Here is an 18,622-nt window from a genome sequence, read left to right as displayed (position 1 = left end):
CCTGCCGGCGCGCGGTCAGACCACGGCACACACCCGCTCGCGCAGTGGTTCCAGCCCAGGCCAGTCGTCGCCATCGTGCTCGAGCCGGCGGAGGAGCCTGACAGCGAGACCGGCCGCCGTCGGGTCGAACGCCTCGCCGTCCTGCTCGAACGGGTCTGCGACGAGGTCGAAGCACTCGATCGTCAGGCCGAGCTCGGGATGCCAGGTGCCGATGAGCTTGCGGCTTCTCGTCCGGAGTCCACGCAGCTCGGTCGTGTCGCTCCGGGAAGCGAACCGGTAGTACACCGCAGCGGGGTCCTCCGAGACCGGCGCCCGGCCGGTCAGGGAGTCGGACCGATCTGAGCCCACCATCCCCTCAGGGCGCGCCGAGGCCGACCCGACGAGCCCGAGGATCGTCGGAGCGAAGTCGAGCGAAGAGACCATCTCCTCGGATCGGCCCGGGGGCACGAACCCCGGGCACCGGAGCACGAGCGGGATGCGCATGGATTCCTCGTACGGGACGTTCTTGTACATGAGTCCGTGGCTGCCGAGTTGCATGCCGTGATCGGAGGTGAACGCGACGATCGTGTCGGATGCGCTCGCGATCGAGTCGAGCGCTGCGACGAGGCGGCCGATCTGCTCGTCCACCCCTGTGATCGCGGCGAAGTAGTCACGTGCGACTCGCCCGGCCTCGCGCGCGACCGGGGTGCCAAACGGGACGTTCGGACGGGTGAGCAGCTGGTCGTCGGAGACCTGCTCAAAGTTTCGCCGGTACCGCGCCGGCACTTCCTCGAACGGTTGGTGCGGCGGGTTCAAGGAGACCATCAGCGCGAACGGTTCCGCTCGCGCCGCAGCATCGGCGACGAAGTCGATCGCGACATCGACCTCGTGGGCCGCCGACCAGCGGTCGACGTCGAGCCGTTCATGACGCTCGGCATCCCCCACCCAGTAGTGCGGAGCCAGATGGCGATCCGCAGCCCCATACGCATGCCAGAACTCGAACCCGAACCGGCGGCCCGGGGGCGACCACGCGTCCCACACCTTGCCGTCGTCGCGCCTCCCCTCGCCATGGAGCTCGTCGGCGGCGACCGGAGGCTCGAGGTGCCATTTGCCGATGTAGCCGGTCCGGTACCCGCGATCGGCCAACACGCTCGCCCAGGTCTCGACACCGTCACGGAGTCCGACTCCGTCCGCCGCCGTCTCGGAGTTGACGTTCAGCGTGACGCCGTTGTGGGAGGGTGTCATCCCGGTGAGGAACATCGCCCGGTGGGGGCTGCACACGGGGTAGCTGCTCACCGAATGCTGCACCGCGCACCCCTCGGCGACCAGCCGATCGAGGTTCGGGGTCACCACCGGGTCGGTGCCGAGCGCGGCGATCGCTTCGGCCCGGAACTGGTCGGCCATCACGACGACGATGTTCCGCTGCGACGACATCGGTGCTCCTCTCCGCCGGCGAACGGGTCGACGACATCGGCTCACCGCGAGTCAAGGCCACGCGTACGGGAGGATTCAACACCTATTCGGTCTTGAATCCTCCTTCCGGGATGATCGAGCATCGTGGCATGCAGCAGCCGACACCGCGCGGGCGATGGATGCCCCCACTCGAGCTCGAGCGCTCGCCGATCACGGGGTATGGTCGCGCCCACTGGATCACCGCCGCCGACCGTATCCTCGGAGCCGCACGTCGACGCTCCTCGGAGCACGGTGCGAGCGTCGACTTCGCACCCGACGGTGCGGCGCCGGCCGGCGACATCGATCGACTCGAGGGGTTCGCACGGACCTTCCTCCTCGCTGCGATGCGGATCGCCGGCGACCCGGGCGGTTCCGAGGAACTCATCGAGCGCTACCGCAGTGCGCTCAGTCATGCAGTCGCCGCCCGACTCTGGCCTCGACTGGCGGATCACAGCCAGCCGACGGTCGAGGCCGCAGCGATCGCGATCGGGCTCCACCTCGCACAGGCGGAGCTGTGGGACCGCCTCGATCGGACGACGCAGGAGAGGCTCTGCGCGTGGTTCGACCAGGCACGCGGCACGTGGTGCGCCGACAACAACCACGTGCTGCTGGGCGCGACGCTCGCCGCGTTCACGACCTCCGTGGGGGCAGGTGATGCGCGGCCGGTCGTCGCGAACGCGCTCGATCGCATGGATGACTGGTACGTCGGCGACGGTTGGTACACCGACGGCGACGGCCGGCGATTCGATCACTACAACGCGTACGCCTTCCACTGGTACCCGTTCTTCATCGCCCGGATGCTCGGCGCCGAGCTCGACGAACGACGACAGCTCTACCGCGAACGCCTCGCTTCGTTCCTCGACGGCTATCAGCACCTCTTCGGCGCCGACGGCGCCCCGGTGCTGATCGGGCGGTCCCTGATCTACCGCTGGGCGGTCACGGCCCCGTTCTGGATGGCACGCCTCGAGCAGGTCGACGCGATCTCGGCGGGTCGCACCCGTCGACTCGCGAGCGGCGCGCTGCGGTACTTCGTCGATGGCGGAACCCTCGACGACGGCATGCTCTCGCTCGGTTGGCAGGCGGCTCCGACTCCCGGCATCGTGCAGTCGTACAGCGGGCCCGGCTCGCCGTACTGGGCGAGCAAGGGGTTCCTCGGCCTGCTCCTGCCCGAGGACGACGCCGTGTGGCAGCAGACGGAATCACCACTCGAGATCGAGCGGCGAGACGTTCGCAAGGTCATCGCCGGGCCCGGATGGCTCATCGATGCCCGCACCGACGACGGCATCGCCCGCCTGCACAACTTCGGCAGCGATGGGCACCCGCTCCGCGATGACGGCCTGTACCGCCGGCTCGCATTCTCGAGCGCGACGGCACCGGCGCTCGGGGGCACGGGGCGCGACGCCGACCTCACCGTGGAGGGCGCCGCCCATCGCCCGGTGCTGCGGGCGACGGTCGGCGCGAATGGGGGTGCCGCGACACGGACGCTGGATGCCGCGGGCAGGCAGGTGCAGACCGAGATCGCCATGCGGCTGCATCACGGCACCGCGGTGTTCGTCGCGCGAGTCACGGGCGCGGTCGCGCTCCGACTCGTCGTGAGCGCGAACGCGGTGTCGACGTCGAACGCCGATCTCGAGAGTTCGGTGGACGACGCGGCTCGGCGAGCATCGACCACGACGACGCGGTTGACGAGCACGATCCACTGGCTGGGAGCATGGCGGTGCGGCGATGTCGCGAACGGAGCTCCAGTGGACCTCGCACCCGAAGCGGGCGTCGAGGTGGTCCCGGCCGGCACCGCGCTCGGGGTCGAGGCCGCCTACCCGCTGCTCAGAACGCGCCCGCTGCCGGATGACGCGGTCGTGATCGCGTGGCGGACCTCGTTGTCTGCGATACCGCGGATCACCGAATCGCCGGTCGCGGCGACGGCATCCATCTCGAGCGACCGGGTCGCATTGACGATCGGCGACGGCACGCTCTGGTTCCGATGGTCGCAAGCTCCAGCGGGCGTGCAGGACGGAGCTGGACAACGGGTGTTCCGTCCGTGACCCAGGTCGCTCCCATGTGCGCTTGTCGCTTCACCGGCAGCTCACCGGCCGAGCGTCGATCGAGACGGGGGTCGAACGTCAGCTGAGTCGGTCGCGCACCGCCGCACCCCACTGGAACCCGCACTCGCGGCAGTCGAAGATGGGCGCCTCGTCGTGCGTGAGCGCGCCCGCGGCGTCGCCGGCCTCGACCTCGAAGTCGAGCGGTCCGTAGACGATCGCGCGCACCGCGAGGGAGTCGCAGCGCGGACACGGCTCATCGATCACCAGGTGGGGTGCTGAGTGCTGCATCTGCTTCGTCATGGCTGTCACGGTACGCCCGGCCTCCGACATCCGCCGCAGCGAGCACGCGCGTCACGAGACCCCGCACGCACCTCGTCCGACGACCACGCGTTCCGCCCTTCCCGCTGCCCGGCTCCCCGAATCCCTAGACTGAGCGCGTGCTGACCGCCGTGCTCATCTTCGCGATCCTTCCCGCGTTCGTCATCCTGGGACTCGGGTTGGTCGCGCGCACGGTCGCCGCCCAGCGCCTGAAGCCGCGCGTGGTGCAGTACACCCCCGAGCGCGACTCGACGGTGCTGCGCGACGCGTTGCTCGTCGATGCCGATCGGCGCGCGGCATCCGCTGCACTCATCGATCTCGCCGTGAAGCGCAGGGTGCGCCTGCTCGCCGGCGAGGGCAAGCGCGAGCCCATCGGCGTCGAGCTCGTGCCGGGCGCCGTGCTCACCGCCGAAGAGGCCGCGCTGCTCGAGGCGCTCTTCGGCCCCGAGCACACGAGCACGCGCGTGCGCCGCTTCTCCGCCGATCGCCGGGCCCTGGCCGGGCGGCTGAAGAGCCTGCTGCTGAACACCGAGCACGCCCTCGCGCGCGACGGACTGGTGGCCGAGCGCCGCGTCACGTGGCCCGGCGTCACCCTGACCGTCTTCGCCTACCTCGGCATGCTCGTCGAGGCGCTGTTCCTCGTCTTCACGATCGTGAGCGGCGAGTGGAGCGCGCTCATCGCGACCCTCGTCGCGGTCGCTGCGACGATCGCGACGATCTTCGTGACCCCGTCGTCGTGGCGCAGGTTCCTGCCGGCCGCCGACGCTCGCCGCGAGCACCTCGCGGGGCTCGAGCAGTACCTCGAGCTCGCCGAGGCCGACCGGCTGCGCATGCTGCAGTCGCCGAGCGGCGCAGAGCTGCGAACGACGGATGCCGCGGCGCCCGAGTCGTCCGACCCGGTCGCCCGCTTCCACCTGCACGAACGGCTGCTGCCCTACGCCGTGATCTTCGGTCTCGAACGCGAGTGGATCGCGAAGCTGAAGCTCGAGCACGCCGAGCTCGGCCAGACGAACCTCGACACCCTCGGCGACCTCGTCGACGTCACCGCCGAGATCGCCATCGCGATCGACGCGGCCGGCAGCGTCGTCGAACTGACCTCGGCCGTCGGCGACCTCGCCGACGGCGCGGGCAACGCCATCGGCGGCGTCTTCGAGCTGTTCAACCTGTAGCCGCCATGACCAGCGAAGAGCAGCCCATCACCGTCGACGTCGACGGCATCCCCGTCTCGGCCGTGTACGCCCGCCCGCCGGCCGCGACGACCACGATCGTCGTCGCCCATGGTGCGGGTACCGGCATGGAGCATCCGTTCATGTCGGGCTTCACCCGCGCGCTGAACGACGACGGCTTCGCGACCCTGCGCTTCAACTTCCCGTACCGCGAGGCCGGGCGGAAATTCCCCGACCGGCCGCCGGTCGCGATCGCGACCTGGCGGGCGGTGATGGATGCCGCCGCCGCACGCGCCGCCGACGCAGGCCGCCCCGACGAGCCGATCTGGGCATCGGGCAAGTCGTTCGGCGGGCGCATGGCGTCGATGGCCGTCGCCGAGGGCATGCCCGCTGCGGGCCTCGTGTTCCTCGGCTATCCGCTGCACGCGCCGGGCAAGCCCGAGAAGCCGCGAGACGAGCACCTGCCGGGCATCACCGTGCCGATGCTCTTCCTGCAGGGGCGCAACGACCCGTTCGCCAAGCCCAACGAGGAGCTCGACGAGGTCGTCGCCCGGGTCGGCTCGAACGCCGTGATCGAGTGGATCGACGAGGCGAACCACACCTTCGAGGTGAAGGGCGCCAAGCGCCCGGCCGCCGAGATCGGGACGGGGCTCGCCGCGCCCGTCGCGGCGTTCGTGCGCGGTCGCGTACCGGCGGTCGAGTAGCGAGGTCGTGGCCGGCGCGGATCAGAAGGCGCCCGAGGCCCACCAGACGATGATGAACAGGCCCATCGCGACGAAGGCCAGACCCACGATCAGGAAGACGATCGAGCTCGGGCCACGGGCTCCCGCGCGCGCCACGGTCGACTGACGCTCCGCCGTGATCGTCTCGGAGAGCCAGCGGCGCTTGACGATGAGCAGGGCGCCCGCGACGAGCGCGAGCACGGCCCAGGCGAGGGCGAAGGCCAGACCGAGTTCCACCATGCCAGCCTATCCGCGGTGCCCGAAACCGAGGAACGGAGTGTGCCAGACGGGACTGAACGCCCGCTCCGAACCGACGCGACATGCAGAAAAGCTTTGATCTGAGGGTGTGCGTTCTGCTAGGAAAGGGAAGTCCTCACACCCCCCTACCGAACGGACACCCCGAATGAACTCCCTCGATCTGCAGACCCAACCCGAAGCCCAGAGCGACTACGCAGCGGTCGGAGGTGCACCTGCGGTCACCGCCGTCGTCAACCGGTTCTACGAGCTGGTGCTCGGCGACGACCGACTGCTGAAGCACTTCGAGGGCATCGAGATGGTCCGGCTCAAGCGACACCAGGTCGCGCTCGTCTCCCAGGTCATGGGCGGGCCGGTCGCCTACGAGGGACGCGACCTCCGTGCGGCCCACGCGAACATGGGCATCACGGCGGAGGAGTTCGGCGCCGTCGCCGAACACCTGATCGCCGCACTGACCGAGGCCGGTGTTCCGTCCGAGATCGTCGACCGCACCGTGACCGCCGTCGCCGCGACCCAACCCGACATCGTCGAGGTCAGCGCGACGCAAGAGTGACCGCGTGGACACCGCTGCGCTGAAGCACACCTGGTCGCTGGCCGAGTCGCTCGGCGACGAGGTGCCGCTCTTCTTCTACTCGCATCTCTTCTACACGCACCCCGAGCTCCGGGCGATGTTCCCGGTCGCGATGGCAACCCAACGCGACCGGCTCGTCGGCGCGCTCGGGCGCATCGTGTCCAACGTCGATCAACTCGACGAGGTGACGGCGTTCATCGGGCAGCTCGGCCGTGACCACCGCAGGTTCGAGGTCATCGCCGAGCACTACGACGCGGTCGGCCTCTCCCTCCTCACCACGCTGCAGCACTTCCTCGGCGACCTCTGGACCCCAGAGCTCGCCGAGGACTGGGCCGGTGCGTACGGCGTCATCGCGACCGCGATGGTGCAGGCCGCCGAGGAGTCGGAACTGAGCAGTCCGGCCTCCTGGGCGGGTCACGTCACCGCGGTCGAGCGCCGCAGCATGGACGTCGCGATCGTGCACGTGCGACCCGAGCCCGACCTCCCGTTCGAGCCCGGGCAGTCGTTCGCCGTCGAGACTCCGTACGCCCCGCGCTTGTGGCGCTACTTCAGCGCCGCCAACGCGCCGCGGCAGGACGGCACGATCGAGTTCCACGTGCAGCTGGTGCCAGGCGGGCAGGTGTCGGGCGCCGTGGTGCGGCGACTGAAGGCCGGTGACGTCGTGCGGATGGGCTCAGCGGTCGGGCAGGAGCTGACACTCAGCGACGCCGACCGCGGTCGAGACCTCGTCATGGTCGCCGGCGGAACCGGCCTGGCCCCGCTCCGTGCGCATCTGGAACGCATCGACCTGCAGTGGCAGGCGACCGGAGACGCCCCGCGCGTGCACCTGTTCCACGGCGCTCGAGTTCCGTGGAACCTGTACGAGAACCGCCTGATGCAGAGCCTGACCGGTCGGCCATGGTTCAGCTATACGCCCGTCGTGTCCGACGACCCGAGCTACCCAGGTCGCAAGGGGTTCGTGAGCGACGCGGTCGTCGAGGCCGACGTCTCCCCCGGCGCCCTCGCGATGGTCTGCGGGTCGCCCTCCATGGTGCGCCACACCGCCTCCCGGTTGCGCGAGCTCGGTGTGCCGTCACCCGACATCCGTTTCGAACTGTTCGCCACGCTCGATGAGGACGGACTGCGTGACCCGCAGCCGTCACCGCTCGTGGAAGAACCGATGGGAAGTGCCCGATGACCACTTGGGACGACGAAGCCGAACTCCCGATCCCTCTACCGCCGATGTCCGAAGGCGGCCTCGTCGCCGCCGTCTCGCGTCTGCCCGAGTCGGGTACCGTGAAATTCGCCTCACGCCCGCTCGGCGGGTACGACCGCTCCGAAGTGGACGCGTACATGGCAGGCCTCGCACGCACGATCGGCGAGGTCCGGGCGGCACTCACCGAGGACCGCCGCGAACTCGCCGAGCACCAGCGCGAACTCGCCGAACTCCGTGCCGAGAACACGAAGCTCCGCAGCACCGGCTCCGAAGACCTCGAGCGCGAGGTCACGCTGGGTGCCGTCGGTCTGCTCTCCCAGGCCCAGGTGATCGCCGACAAGGCGGTCGCCGACGCCGAGGAGTACGCGCGCGATCTCGTGCTCACCGCCCGCACGCAGTATCGCGAGGCGCAGGAGCGCACCGCCGCGACCGCAGCTGCCGCGCCGACCGAGCCGGCGACGACGACGGCGAGCATCCCGCTGCCGTCGATGCCCGAGATCGAGTACGTGCGCACCTACGCGCAGGTCGCCCAGATCCAGTTGCGCTCGGTGCTCGACGCCCTCACCGAGCAGGTCGATCGCCTCGGCACGCTGCCGCTGCCCGACGCGGCCGAGGTCGCCGAGTCGGCGGTGCATGCGCTGCCCGACGACGAGTTCCCCGACGAGGAACCGGATTGGATCCCGGCGGTGCCGCCGCAGCCGACGATCCAGCGGCAGACGTACGTCAGTCCGTAATCCCGCCGGACGACCCGACGACCCCGATCCTCGCTCGCTCGCTCGCTGCACGAGCGATGCGAGGTTCGCGGGTCGTCGGGCCCTCACCCTGCGGAGTGCCGAGAGCTCGAACGCCCCGCACTCAGCTCGGGTCGGCCCAGCTCCAGATGTCGTCGCCGCGGAGCGTCGCATCGGCGCCACCGTCGATGTAGATCGTCTGCCCGGTCACGTGCGTGTTCTCCTCGCTCGTGAGCCATGCCAGCAGCTTGGCGATCACGACCGCGTCGGAGTGGCCGTTGAGCGGCATCGGCACGGCCGCGTCGACCATCGCCCGACCCTCTTCGGTCGCGAGGAGCGGAGCGGTCATCGGCGTGACCACGGTGCCGGGGGCGACGGCGTTCACGGGGATGCCGGCACCCGCATAGCGCGGCGCGATGGACTCGCGACGCACCCAGCGGCTGAGCGCGCGCTTCGACGACGGGTAGTTGAGGTAGCCGGTCTCGGGCCCCTGCTCGGCGAGTGCCGCGCCGAGGTCGAGCGCCTTTGCCTCGTCGCCCGCGAGCAGCGCCTCGACGAGCGCGGTTGAGTTCGGCTGCAGGCTCGCCATCGAGCTCACCACGGCGATGCGCGGGGCATCCGCCTTCGCGAGCGTCGGGGCGAGCGCGTCGAGGAACTCGGTGACGCCGAAGAAGTTCACGGCCACGGTCAGCGGGATCGGCGCCGAGATGCCGGCCGCCGCGATGATGGCGTCGACCTGCCCGCCCGATGCCTCGACGACGGCCGCCGCGGCATCCGTTCGGCCCTCGGGCTTCGAGAGGTCCGCGGTGATGTCGGCCCCCTTCAGGTCGACGCCGATGACGCGGTGGCCGCGCTCGGTGAGGAGCGCCGCGGCGGCCGCTCCGATGCCTGATCCTGCTCCGGTGATGACATACGTTCTGCTCATGTCATCGACGCTACGCCGGTCGGCGACGCTCCCGCTCGAAGAGCAGATCGAACTGATTGCCTGCTGTGAATCGTGGGCGCAGGGGTTTCGACAGGCTCAACCCGCAGAGGTTCTCGCGGTCGGGGTTTCGACAGGCTCAACCCGCAGAGGTACTCGCGGTCGGGGTTTCGACAGGCTCAACCCGCAGAGGTACTCGCGGTCGGGGTTTCGACAGGCTCAACCCGCAGAAGTACCCGCGGTCGGGGTTTCGACAGGCTCAACCCACAGAAGTACTCGCGGTCGGGGTTTCGACAGGCTCAACCCACAGAAGTACCCGCGGTCGGGGTTTCGACAGGCTCAACCCGCAGACGGGCTCAACCCACGGAAGCGACCGGGTTCAGGCCCCGACGTACTCGCGGAGGTGCGTGCCCGTGAGCGTCGCCTCGTCGGTGGCGGCGGCCTCGACGAGGGCACGCGGCGTGCCCTCGAACACGATGCGACCGCCGTCGCGCCCCGCGCCCGGACCGAGGTCGATGATCCAGTCGGCGTGCGCCATGACGGCCTGGTGGTGCTCGATGACGATGACCGAGTTGCCGTCGTCGACGAGCCGGTCGAGCAGCGCGAGCAGCCTGTCGACATCGGCGAGGTGCAGGCCGGTGGTCGGCTCGTCGAGCACGTAGACCGAGCCCGACTTCGCCATGCTGATCGCGAGCTTCAGTCGCTGGCGCTCGCCGCCCGAGAGGGTGTTGAGCGCCTGGCCGAGCCCGAGGTAGCCGAGCCCGACGTCGGAGAGGCGCTGCAGGATCGCACGAGCCGGCTTCTCGGTGAGGTACTCGAGCGCGGCGTCGACCGAGAGCGCGAGCACCTCGGCGATGTTCAGTCCGTTGAGGCGGTACTCGAGCACCTCGGCGGTGAACCGCTTGCCGCCGCACTCCTCGCACACGCTCGAGACCGTCGACATCGGCCCGAGCTCGACGAAGACGAGCCCGATGCCCTTGCAGTTCGGGCAGGCGCCCGCGGAGTTCGCGCTGAAGAGCGCGGGCTTCACGCCGTTCTCCTTCGCGAACGCCTTGCGGATCGTGTCGAGGAGGCCCGTGTAGGTCGCCGGGTTCGATCGGATCGAGCCGCGGATCGGCGACTGGTCGACGACGACCACCTGATCGTGCTTCGGCACGTTGCCGTGGATGAGCGACGACTTGCCCGAACCGGCGACGCCGGTGACGACGGTGAGCACGCCGAGCGGGATGTCGACGTCGACGCCGGTGAGGTTGTGCTGGGTGGCGCCGCGGATCTCGAGCGCGCTCGAAGCAGTGCGCACCTCGTCGCGGAGCTTCGCCCGGTGGTCGAGGTGCCGGCCGGTGAGCGTGTCGGAGGCGCGCAGGCCAGGAAGGTCGCCTTCGAAGCAGATCTGGCCGCCGCGCGAACCCGCACCCGGGCCGAGGTCGACGATGTGGTCGGCGATCTCGATGACCTCGGGCTTGTGCTCGACGACGAGCACGGTGTTGCCCTTGTCGCGCAACTGCAGCAGCAGCCGGTTCATGCGCTGGATGTCGTGCGGGTGCAGACCCACCGTCGGCTCGTCGAACACGTACGTGACATCGGTGAGCGACGACCCGATGTGGCGGATCATCTTGACGCGCTGGGCCTCGCCGCCCGAGAGGGTGCCCGAGGCGCGGTCGAGGCTGAGGTAACCGAGGCCGATGTCGACGAAGGAGTCGACGTTCTGCCGCAGGTTGCCGATGAGCGGCCCAACGCTCGGGTCGTCGATGTCGGCGAGCCAGCCCGCGAGGTCGGAGATCTGCATCGACGAGGCATCCGCGATGTTGATGCCCTTGATCTTCGACGAGAGGGCCTCTCGGTTGAGTCGCGCGCCGCCGCACTCGGGGCAGGCCGTGAAGGTCACCGCGCGGTCGACGAACGCGCGGATGTGCGGCTGCATTGCATCGCGGTCTTTGGAGAGGAGGCTCTTCTGCAGCTTCGGCACGAGGCCCTCGTAGGTCATGTTGATGCTCTGCACCTTGACCTTCGTCGACTCCTTGTAGAGGAAGTCGTGCAGCTCGGCCTCGGTGTAGTCGCGGATCTTCTTGTCGGGGTCGAGGAAGCCCGACTCGGTGAAGATGCGCACCATCCAGCCGTCGGCCGTGTAGCCGGGGATCGTGATGGCGCCCTCGGCGAGCGACTTGTCGCGGTCGAAGAGCTCGTCGAGGTCGAGGTCGTTGACCTCGCCGGTGCCCTCGCACCGCGGGCACATGCCCGCCGGCACGTTGAAGCTGAAGTGGAAGCTCGGGCCGACGTAGGGCTGGCCGAGCCGGGAGAACAGGATTCGGAGCAGCGCATAGGCGTCGGTCGCGGTGCCGACGGTCGATCGGGAGTTCGCGCCCATGCGCTCCTGGTCGACGATGATCGCCGCGGAGACGTTGCGCAGGCTGTCGACCTCGGGCCGCGGCTGCGTGGTCATGAACGACTGGATGAACGTGGAGTACGTCTCGTTGATGAGCCGCTGCGACTCGGCCGCGATGGTGCCGAAGACGAGGCTCGACTTGCCGGAGCCCGAGACCCCCGTGAAGACGCTGAGCCGGCGCTTCGGAATGTCGAGCGAGATGCCCTTCAGGTTGTTCTCGTGCGCCCCGCGCACCTCGATGACGTCGTGCGCATCGGCGATGTGCCGGTCGGCGCCGCGCTCGTCGGCACGGCGCTCGCTGATGGTCTGATCGGTCGCGGTCATTCGGCTGCTCCCCTCGTCGCGGGCGCCCGCCCGCGACTCACGATTCTGACATGTGGCGGTGACATCCGGCAGGGCGGATGTCTCGCAGGTCGCAGCGGCCCGACGAGCGTACGCTGTGCGCATGCCCGAGACGCGCGGCCCCGCCAGAGGATGGGTGCTGCCCGCCGCGGCGGGCGTGGCATCCGTCGCCCTCGGGCTCGGCGTGGGCCAACTGGTCGCGGCCGTCGTGGCACCCGCTTCGAGTCCCGTCGTGGTCGTCGGCTCGTTGCTCATCGATCTCGCGCCACCTTGGGCGAAGGACACCGCGATCGCGCTCTTCGGCACCGCCGACAAGGCCGCCCTGCTCGTGGGCATCGGGCTCGTGCTGCTCGCCGTCGCCGGCGCGGCCGGGGTGCTCGAGGCACGGCGACCGCCGTGGGGCATGGTCGTGGTCGGCGCCGTCGGCGTCGTCGGCGCGGTCGCCGCAGCGAGCCGGGCGAACGCCTCGATGCTCGCGATCGTGCCCTCGGCGGTGGCGGCGATCACGGCGATGCTCGCACTGACCTTCCTGCTGCGAAAGCTCGCCCCAGCACCCGATGCCACCACCGACGCCACCACCGCACCTGATACGGCACCGACCACGGCATCCGTCGACCGTCGCCGCTTCCTCGGCTGGGCGGGCGGCGCGGTCGCGATCGGGGCGCTCGCCGCCCTCGGGGGCTACGCCCTGCAGGCCGGCGCCCGGGCGATCACCGCCGTACGGGACGCGATCCGGCTGCCGACGGCCGCGACCACGGCGTCGGTGCCCGCCGGCGCCGAGCTCGGCATCGACGGCCTCACTCCGGTCGTCACGCCGAACGCCGAGTTCTACCGCATCGACACCGCCCTCGCCGTTCCTGCGGTCGACCCCGCCGACTGGAGCCTGCGCATCCACGGCCTCGTCGATCGCGAGGTCACGCTGACCTGGGACGAACTCCTCGCCCTCCCCCTCGAAGAGAGCATCACGACCCTCGCGTGCGTCTCGAACGAGGTCGGCGGCACGCTCATCGGCAACGCCCTGTGGCTCGGATACCCGATCCGCGAGCTGCTCGCCCGCGCCGGCCCGTCGGCCGATGCCGACATGGTGCTCTCGCGCAGCATCGACGGGTTCACGGCGTCGACCCCGCTCGAAGTGCTGCAGGACGACCGGAACGCCATCCTCGCCGTCGGCATGAACGGCGAGCCGCTGCCCACCGAGCACGGGTTCCCGGTGCGGATGGTCGTGCCCGGGCTCTACGGCTACGTCTCGGCCACGAAGTGGGTGGTCGACCTCGAGGTGACGCGGTTCGACGCGGCATCCGCGTACTGGACCGATCGCGGCTGGAGCGAGCGCGGACCGATCAAGCTCTCCTCACGCATCGACGTGCCCCGGCAGGGTCAGTCGGTCTCCCCAGGTTCGGCGGTGCTCGCGGGCGTCGCCTGGCATCAACACGTCGGCGTCGCGGGCGTCGAGGTGCGGATCGACGACGGCGAGTGGCGCCCCGCCGAGCTCGCGACGGCGATCAACGACGACACCTGGGTGCAGTGGAAATACGACTGGCCGGATGCCGCGGCGGGCTCGCACTCCGTTCGGGTGCGCGCCCTCGGCGCCGACGGCGAGGTGCAGACCGCCAGTCGGCAGGGCGTCGTGCCCGACGGTGCCACGGGCCTCGACGAGGTCACGGTCGAGGTCCGCTGACCCGCACCGCACCCATCGACCGGACCGTCGAAACGTCGCAGATGGCGAGCCCACGGGCCTGAGGGTCGCCATCTGCGACGTCTCGATGCTCGGTCGCGGTGAGGCACCAGCCCGAAGGAATCGCTCGCGATATCTTGACCTACTGTGTGGGTCTATGTAGTGTGAGCCGCATGGTAGAGGGACGCCCCGAGCAGTCGGGCAAGCTCGAGCAGGATCTGCGCAAGGGCGTGCTCGTGCTCGCGGTGCTCTCGCAGTTGCGCGCGCCGCAGTACGGCTACTCGCTGCGCCAGGCGCTCGCCGAGCGCGGCATGCCGATCGAGGAGGGCACGCTCTATCCGCTGCTCCGCCGCCTCGAGGGGCAGGGGCTGCTCGCCTCCGAGTGGCGCATCGACGACGGGCCGCCCCGTCGCTACTACACGCTGAGCCCAGAAGGGGCCGAGAGCTACCGCGACCTGACCGCGGCATGGGGGTCGCTGACCTCGGTCGTCGGTCGACTGTTGAACGAGGAGAGCTGAGATGGATCCCGACGTCATCATCGAGAGCTACGTGAGCAACGTCGTCAGTCGACTCCCGCGCCGTCAGCGCGCCGATGTCGGCTTCGAACTCCGCTCGCTGCTGCGCGAGGAGCTCGCGGGGCGCGCCGAAGACGCCGGTCGGCCCGCCGACGAGGCCATGGCGATGGCGCTGCTCGGGGACTTCGGCCGCCCGCAGGAGGTCGCCGACCGCTATCGACCGGCGGGTTTCACGATCATCCGTCCCGCCGATGCACCGCAGTTCGCGTGGATCGCGCTCGGCGGCGTCGCACTGCAGTGGGCGATCACGCTCCCCGCCGCCTACCTCGACCCGAGCATCGCGATCTGGGCGGCCTCCGCCGGTGTCGCGGGCGCGTGGTGGGCTCCGCTGCCCGCCTGGTGGCTCACGTGGGGACTCGGCGCCTTCTGGTGGCCGGGCTTCCTGATCACGATCACGATCATCGCGAGCGCGATCCGCCACCGCCGGCGCGGTGAGCAGGAGTCGCCGGCAGGATCGGCCGCGCCCACGGAATGGGCCGCAGAGCCCGCCCCGGCCGCGACGTCGACTGCAGCGCGACGGATCCCCCCGCAGGTACTCGACCGTGACCGCGTCAACCGGCCGGGCCTCGTGCTCGCACTCGCGTTCTGGATGCTCGGCGCCACCGTGCTGATCGCGCTGCCCTGGCTCCCCCAGCTCGCGCCGGACCTGCCGCAGCCGCTGCTCGACGCCTTCGCGTTCGACCCCGAGTTCCTGCAGTGGCGGGCGCCGTGGGTGCTCGTGCTCTGGGCCGTGAGCTTCGCGGTCGTCTTCGCGGAGCTCGTGGCCGGGCGGTCCACCCGTACGACCCGACTCGTCTCCGTCGTAGGCGGTGCCGCCTGGCTGGTGCTGCTGACCTGGTGCCTCGCGGCCGGGCCGATCTTCACGGCACCCGCCACAGACGGCGTGGTGCGCCTCTGCCTCGTGGGCATCATGGTCATCACGGCGATCGACCTCATCGTCACGCTCCGGCGGGGGGTCATGCCGATGCGCGAGCCGGTCGTGGGCGGCTGAGAGCGGCGCACGAGCGGCCCGTGGCGTGCGGGCAGTCAGTCCGCCGCGGCATCCTCTGCAGGGAATTGCAGCGCCAGCGCCGCGCCGACCTCGTAGTGCCGCAACAGGAAGGCGCGCTCGTCGAGCTTCTTGCGCCGCATCCACGACGTGACCTCGTCGTTGGACTTGCTCGCGTTGCACGACCCGCAGGCCGGCACGACGTTGCCGAGCGTGTACCTGCCTCCGCGCGAGATGGGCTGCACGCAGTCGCGTTGCAGCGGCCGATCGCTCGCGCCGCAGTACGCGCACCCCTGCCACTCCGCCGTGAGCGCGGCCCACTGCTCGTCGCTGAGGTCGTGCGTGTGCAGCGCCATGCGACGCTTGCGCCGACGTGCGTAGACCGCCGTCCGGCTCCGACTGACCGCCATGGCGTCAGACTAACCCGGGCTGCGGCGAGCCTCGGCCCGCCGCGCCCGGTTCAGAGGCGCGGCGTGCGCGGCGGCGCGATGCGGCGCGGTGTCGCGGTCGGCAGCGCCTCGAACGCCGCGGCGAGCGCGAGCAGCGCCGAGTCGTCGTAGGCGCGTCCGGCGAAGGTGAGGCCCACCGGCATCCGGATGTCGCGCATGAGCCCCATCGGCACCGTGACGGTCGGGATGCCGAGGTGGCGCGGCACGATGTTGCCGTTCGCGACCCAGACGCCGTTGCGCCAGCCGAGATCGGCGGATGCCTCGTTCACGTCCATGTCGGCGGGGCCGACGTCGGCGACCGCGGGGAAGGCGACGGCGTCGAGGCCGAGGCCGTCCATCCACTGCTCGAGGTCGATGCGACGCGTCGCTTCAAGACCGCGGAGCCCGGCCTCGAGTTCGGGCATGTCGGCGAACGTCGCGCCGGGATTGGCGCGCGCCCATTCGGGGTACTCGGCGATGTCGTCCTCGAAGCCGTCGTACCGGTCGGGCAGTGCGCCCTCGGGCTGCGGGAAGATTCGATCGCCGTCGACGTCGGCGAGCGCATGCAACGAAGGGTCGCCGTTCGCGTCGAGGAAGTCGTTCCACGCCCAGGCCGAGAGGTCGACGATCTCGCGGCGCAGGTACTCGGGGCTGACGAGTCCGCGGGTGTCGATCGTCGGAGCACCGGGCCGGTCGCCCTCGTAGTTCGACACGACGGGGAAGTCGACGAGCACGACCTCGGCGCCGGCGGCCTCGAGATCGCGGCGGGCCGCCTCCCAGAGCTCGATCACCGAGGCGCGGGTTTCGATGCGCTGCCCGGTCGCGCCGCCGATGCCCGGCGTGCGGCCGGGCTCGGCGGTGCCGGCCTCGGGGTCGGCGTTCACGTACATGCGCGGCACGCCGATGCGGGTGCCCGCGAGCGATCGGGAGCCGGTCAGGTCCGCATACGCGACGGGCCGAACCGCGGATGCCGCGGGGATCTCGATCCACGGCTGCACCCGCCAGAAGTCGCCGCGCGGGTCGGCGTCGTCGGCGACGATGACGTCGAGCACCTCGAAGAGGTCGGCCATGGTGCGGGTGTGCGGCACGACGACGTCCATCGTGGGAACGAGCGGCCAGTTTCCCCGCACCGAGATCACGCCGCGCGAGGGCGTGTAGGCGCAGAGCCCGTTGTTCGAGGCGGGCGCGCGGCCCGACGACCAGGTCTCCTCGCCCAGCCCGAAGGCCGCGAACGACGCCGCGGTCGCAGTGCCGGATCCGTTCGAGGAGCCCGAGCCGAAGGCCGCGGTGAGGTACTCGGCGTTGTACGGGCTCTCGGCCCGACCGTAGACGCCGCGCTGCATGCCGCCGTTCGCCATGGGCGGCATGTTCGTGAGGCCGATGAGCACGGCCCCCGCGCCGCGCAGGCGCTCGATCGTGAAGGCGTCGCGCTGGGCGACGAGGTGCTCGAACGCGGGCGAGCCCGCCGCCGCGGTCAGGCCCTCGGCGAGGTAGCTGTCCTTCGCGGTGTACGGGATGCCGTCGAGCGGGCCGAGGGTCTCGCCACGCGCCCGGCGGGCATCGGATGCCTCGGCGTCGGCGCGAGCGCCGGGGTTCATCACGACGAGCGCGTTGAGCGCGGTGGGCGCGCTGTTCCCTGAGCCTGTCGAACTGTTCCCTGAGCCTGTCGAGCTGTTCCCTGAGCCTGTCGAAGGGCGATCGAACGCCGCGATGCGCGCGAGGTAGGCGTCGAGCAGCTCGACCGCCGTGACGCGACCCGACTCGAGCGCGGCACGGAGCTCGGCGATCGAGGCCTCGACGACGTCGAACCCGCTCATCGAGCGACCGCCGGCTGCTGCTGCGTGATGCAGTGGATGCCGCCGCCGCCGGTGAAGACCTGCCGCGCGTCGACCGTCACGGCGCGCCGGCCCGGGTAGGCCGCCTCGAGGATCTCGCGCGCCGCGGCATCCGCTTCGTCGTCGCCGAAGCCGCACGCGATGATGCCGCCGTTCACGACCAGGTGGTTGACGTAGCTGTAGTCGACGAAGCCCTCGTGATCGCGGATGACCGAGGGCGCCGGCAGTTCGGTGACCTCGAGGATGCGGCCCGCGGCATCCGTCGACTCCGCGAGCAGTGCGACGATCTCGCGGGTGACCTCGAAGTCGGGGTGCTCGGGGTCGCGCTGCGAGTGCACGAGCACCTGGCCCGGCGACGTGAGGGTCGCGACGATGTCGACGTGCCCGTTCGTGCCGAGCTCGTCGTAGTCGCGGGTGAGGCCGCGCGGCAGCCACACGGCCTTCGTCGCCCCGATGGTGCGTGCCATCTCGGCCTCGACACGTCGCTTGTCGGCGTAGGGGTTGCGGCGGGGGTCGAGCTGCACGGTCTCGGTGAGGAGCACGGTGCCCTCGCCGTCGACGTGGATGCCGCCGCCCTCGTTCACGAGTGCGCTCGAGACGAGCTCGGCGCCGACGCGATCGGCGATGAATCGGGCGTGCTCGCCCGACTTGTCCCAGCGCGCCCATTCCGGTGCGCCCCAGCCGTTGAAGGTCCAGTCGACCGCGCCGAGCACGCCCGGGCGCTCGTCGTCGACGACGAAGGTGGGGCCGTGGTCGCGCATCCAGAACTCGTCGACCGGGCATTCGACGATCTCGACCTCGGGGTCGAGCAGCCGTCGGGCGTTCTCGAGCTCGCTCGGGTCGACGAGGATCGAGACGGGTTCGAACGCGACGATCGCGTTGGCGACCGCGGCCCAGGCGGCGAAGGTGCGCTCGACGCCTCCGGGGGTCTCGTCGGCGACGTTGTCGGTGACCGGGAACGCCATCCAGGTGCGTTCGTGGGGTGCGGTCTCGGACGGCATGCGCCAGCTCATCGGTTCCTCCGTGCGTCGCGTCGGTGCGTC

The 18,622-nt window shown here is 70.6% G+C and carries 17 protein-coding genes; 9 read left to right on the top strand and 8 right to left on the bottom strand.

Annotated features, from left to right (window positions below):
* Window positions 1-15: 15 nt before the first annotated feature.
* Window positions 16-1,413, bottom strand: a complete 1,398-nt coding sequence (locus BUR99_RS07925) for a sulfatase family protein (RefSeq protein WP_074259826.1) — start codon at window positions 1,411-1,413, stop codon at window positions 16-18.
* Window positions 1,414-1,541: 128 nt separating this feature from the next.
* On the opposite strand from BUR99_RS07925, the gene BUR99_RS07920 reads away from it, so the two are divergent.
* Window positions 1,542-3,473, top strand: coding sequence for a DUF2264 domain-containing protein (locus tag BUR99_RS07920; RefSeq protein WP_159440964.1), 1,932 nt, complete (start codon window positions 1,542-1,544; stop codon window positions 3,471-3,473).
* Between the two features lie 78 nt (window positions 3,474-3,551).
* Here BUR99_RS07920 and BUR99_RS07915 read toward each other — a convergent pair whose 3' ends face one another.
* Window positions 3,552-3,773, bottom strand: coding sequence for a hypothetical protein (locus BUR99_RS07915; protein WP_074259824.1), 222 nt, complete (start codon window positions 3,771-3,773; stop codon window positions 3,552-3,554).
* A gap of 137 nt (window positions 3,774-3,910) precedes the next feature.
* On the opposite strand from BUR99_RS07915, the gene BUR99_RS07910 reads away from it, so the two are divergent.
* A complete protein-coding gene (locus BUR99_RS07910; protein WP_074259823.1) occupies window positions 3,911-4,960 on the top strand; it encodes a DUF2207 family protein in 1,050 nt (349 codons plus the stop codon).
* A 5-nt stretch (window positions 4,961-4,965) separates the two neighbouring features.
* Window positions 4,966-5,661 (top strand): alpha/beta hydrolase family protein, encoded by a 696-nt coding sequence (locus BUR99_RS07905; RefSeq protein ID WP_074259822.1) that lies wholly within the window; start codon window positions 4,966-4,968, stop codon window positions 5,659-5,661.
* Window positions 5,662-5,682: 21 nt separating this feature from the next.
* On the opposite strand, the gene BUR99_RS07900 is transcribed toward BUR99_RS07905, so the two are convergent.
* On the bottom strand, window positions 5,683-5,916 hold the full coding sequence (locus BUR99_RS07900; protein ID WP_143231538.1) for a hypothetical protein: 234 nt from the start codon (window positions 5,914-5,916) through the stop codon (window positions 5,683-5,685).
* 166 nt (window positions 5,917-6,082) lie between these two features.
* Between BUR99_RS07900 and BUR99_RS07895 the strand changes: the two genes are divergently transcribed.
* The 3 genes from BUR99_RS07895 to BUR99_RS07885 are packed head-to-tail and all read left to right on the top strand — an operon-like array spanning window position 6,083 to window position 8,434.
* The gene (locus tag BUR99_RS07895; RefSeq protein ID WP_074259820.1) at window positions 6,083-6,487 is read left to right on the top strand and encodes a group I truncated hemoglobin; all 405 of its coding nucleotides are present in this window, start codon (window positions 6,083-6,085) and stop codon (window positions 6,485-6,487) included.
* 4 nt (window positions 6,488-6,491) lie between these two features.
* The gene (locus BUR99_RS07890; protein WP_074259819.1) at window positions 6,492-7,682 is read left to right on the top strand and encodes a globin domain-containing protein; all 1,191 of its coding nucleotides are present in this window, start codon (window positions 6,492-6,494) and stop codon (window positions 7,680-7,682) included.
* Complete coding sequence (locus BUR99_RS07885) at window positions 7,679-8,434, top strand: DivIVA domain-containing protein (RefSeq protein ID WP_143231537.1); 756 nt, start codon at window positions 7,679-7,681, stop codon at window positions 8,432-8,434. The genes BUR99_RS07890 and BUR99_RS07885 overlap by 4 nt, the downstream gene beginning before the upstream one ends.
* 121 nt (window positions 8,435-8,555) lie before the next feature.
* On the opposite strand, the gene BUR99_RS07880 is transcribed toward BUR99_RS07885, so the two are convergent.
* Both BUR99_RS07880 and BUR99_RS07875 read right to left on the bottom strand, forming a co-directional pair.
* A complete protein-coding gene (locus BUR99_RS07880; RefSeq protein ID WP_074259817.1) occupies window positions 8,556-9,356 on the bottom strand; it encodes an SDR family oxidoreductase in 801 nt (266 codons plus the stop codon).
* 376 nt (window positions 9,357-9,732) lie between these two features.
* Window positions 9,733-12,060, bottom strand: coding sequence for an ATP-binding cassette domain-containing protein (locus BUR99_RS07875; protein ID WP_074259816.1), 2,328 nt, complete (start codon window positions 12,058-12,060; stop codon window positions 9,733-9,735).
* A gap of 121 nt (window positions 12,061-12,181) precedes the next feature.
* Here BUR99_RS07875 and BUR99_RS07870 point away from each other — a divergent pair, with 121 nt between their 5' ends.
* The 3 genes from BUR99_RS07870 to BUR99_RS07860 all read left to right on the top strand — a co-directional run bounded on the left by BUR99_RS07870 (window position 12,182) and on the right by BUR99_RS07860 (window position 15,319).
* Window positions 12,182-13,756 (top strand): molybdopterin-dependent oxidoreductase, encoded by a 1,575-nt coding sequence (locus BUR99_RS07870; RefSeq protein ID WP_074259815.1) that lies wholly within the window; start codon window positions 12,182-12,184, stop codon window positions 13,754-13,756.
* Window positions 13,757-13,926: 170 nt separating this feature from the next.
* Entirely contained in the window at window positions 13,927-14,271 is a 345-nt protein-coding gene (locus BUR99_RS07865; RefSeq protein ID WP_074259814.1) for a PadR family transcriptional regulator, read from the top strand.
* A gap of 1 nt (window position 14,272) precedes the next feature.
* Window positions 14,273-15,319 carry a hypothetical protein gene (locus tag BUR99_RS07860; RefSeq protein WP_074259813.1) on the top strand — a complete coding sequence of 349 codons (1,047 nt, stop codon included), beginning with the start codon at window positions 14,273-14,275 and terminating at the stop codon, window positions 15,317-15,319.
* 35 nt (window positions 15,320-15,354) lie between these two features.
* On the opposite strand, the gene BUR99_RS07855 is transcribed toward BUR99_RS07860, so the two are convergent.
* Genes BUR99_RS07855 through BUR99_RS07845 form a run of 3 tightly spaced genes read right to left on the bottom strand, consistent with a single transcriptional unit; the run spans window position 15,355 to window position 18,592 of the window.
* A complete protein-coding gene (locus BUR99_RS07855; protein ID WP_084183811.1) occupies window positions 15,355-15,726 on the bottom strand; it encodes an HNH endonuclease in 372 nt (123 codons plus the stop codon).
* A gap of 50 nt (window positions 15,727-15,776) precedes the next feature.
* Window positions 15,777-17,561: an amidase gene (locus BUR99_RS07850; protein ID WP_074259812.1), complete on the bottom strand. Its 1,785-nt coding sequence runs from the start codon at window positions 17,559-17,561 to the stop codon at window positions 15,777-15,779.
* Complete coding sequence (locus BUR99_RS07845) at window positions 17,558-18,592, bottom strand: agmatine deiminase family protein (protein ID WP_074260292.1); 1,035 nt, start codon at window positions 18,590-18,592, stop codon at window positions 17,558-17,560. The genes BUR99_RS07850 and BUR99_RS07845 overlap by 4 nt, the downstream gene beginning before the upstream one ends.
* Between the last annotated feature and the right edge of the window lie 30 nt (window positions 18,593-18,622).

The organism is Agromyces cerinus subsp. cerinus (assembly GCF_900142065.1).
GTDB lineage: Bacteria > Actinomycetota > Actinomycetes > Actinomycetales > Microbacteriaceae > Agromyces > Agromyces cerinus.
This window is presented reverse-complemented; position numbering and strand designations above follow the sequence as displayed.

Bases quoted from the DNA above. Each gene is read 5' to 3' on its own strand.
- BUR99_RS07925 (WP_074259826.1), bottom strand. From the start codon at position 1,413: ATGTCGTCGCAGCGGAACATCGTCGTCGTGATGGCCGACCAGTTCCGG.
- BUR99_RS07920 (WP_159440964.1), top strand. From the start codon at position 1,542: ATGCAGCAGCCGACACCGCGCGGGCGATGGATGCCCCCACTCGAGCTC.
- BUR99_RS07915 (WP_074259824.1), bottom strand. From the start codon at position 3,773: ATGACGAAGCAGATGCAGCACTCAGCACCCCACCTGGTGATCGATGAG.
- BUR99_RS07905 (WP_074259822.1), top strand. From the start codon at position 4,966: ATGACCAGCGAAGAGCAGCCCATCACCGTCGACGTCGACGGCATCCCC.
- BUR99_RS07895 (WP_074259820.1), top strand. From the start codon at position 6,083: ATGAACTCCCTCGATCTGCAGACCCAACCCGAAGCCCAGAGCGACTAC.
- BUR99_RS07885 (WP_143231537.1), top strand. From the start codon at position 7,679: ATGACCACTTGGGACGACGAAGCCGAACTCCCGATCCCTCTACCGCCG.
- BUR99_RS07880 (WP_074259817.1), bottom strand. From the start codon at position 9,356: ATGAGCAGAACGTATGTCATCACCGGAGCAGGATCAGGCATCGGAGCG.
- BUR99_RS07875 (WP_074259816.1), bottom strand. From the start codon at position 12,060: ATGACCGCGACCGATCAGACCATCAGCGAGCGCCGTGCCGACGAGCGC.
- BUR99_RS07870 (WP_074259815.1), top strand. From the start codon at position 12,182: ATGCCCGAGACGCGCGGCCCCGCCAGAGGATGGGTGCTGCCCGCCGCG.
- BUR99_RS07865 (WP_074259814.1), top strand. From the start codon at position 13,927: ATGGTAGAGGGACGCCCCGAGCAGTCGGGCAAGCTCGAGCAGGATCTG.
- BUR99_RS07860 (WP_074259813.1), top strand. From the start codon at position 14,273: ATGGATCCCGACGTCATCATCGAGAGCTACGTGAGCAACGTCGTCAGT.
- BUR99_RS07855 (WP_084183811.1), bottom strand. From the start codon at position 15,726: ATGGCGGTCAGTCGGAGCCGGACGGCGGTCTACGCACGTCGGCGCAAG.
- BUR99_RS07850 (WP_074259812.1), bottom strand. From the start codon at position 17,561: ATGAGCGGGTTCGACGTCGTCGAGGCCTCGATCGCCGAGCTCCGTGCC.
- BUR99_RS07845 (WP_074260292.1), bottom strand. From the start codon at position 18,592: ATGAGCTGGCGCATGCCGTCCGAGACCGCACCCCACGAACGCACCTGG.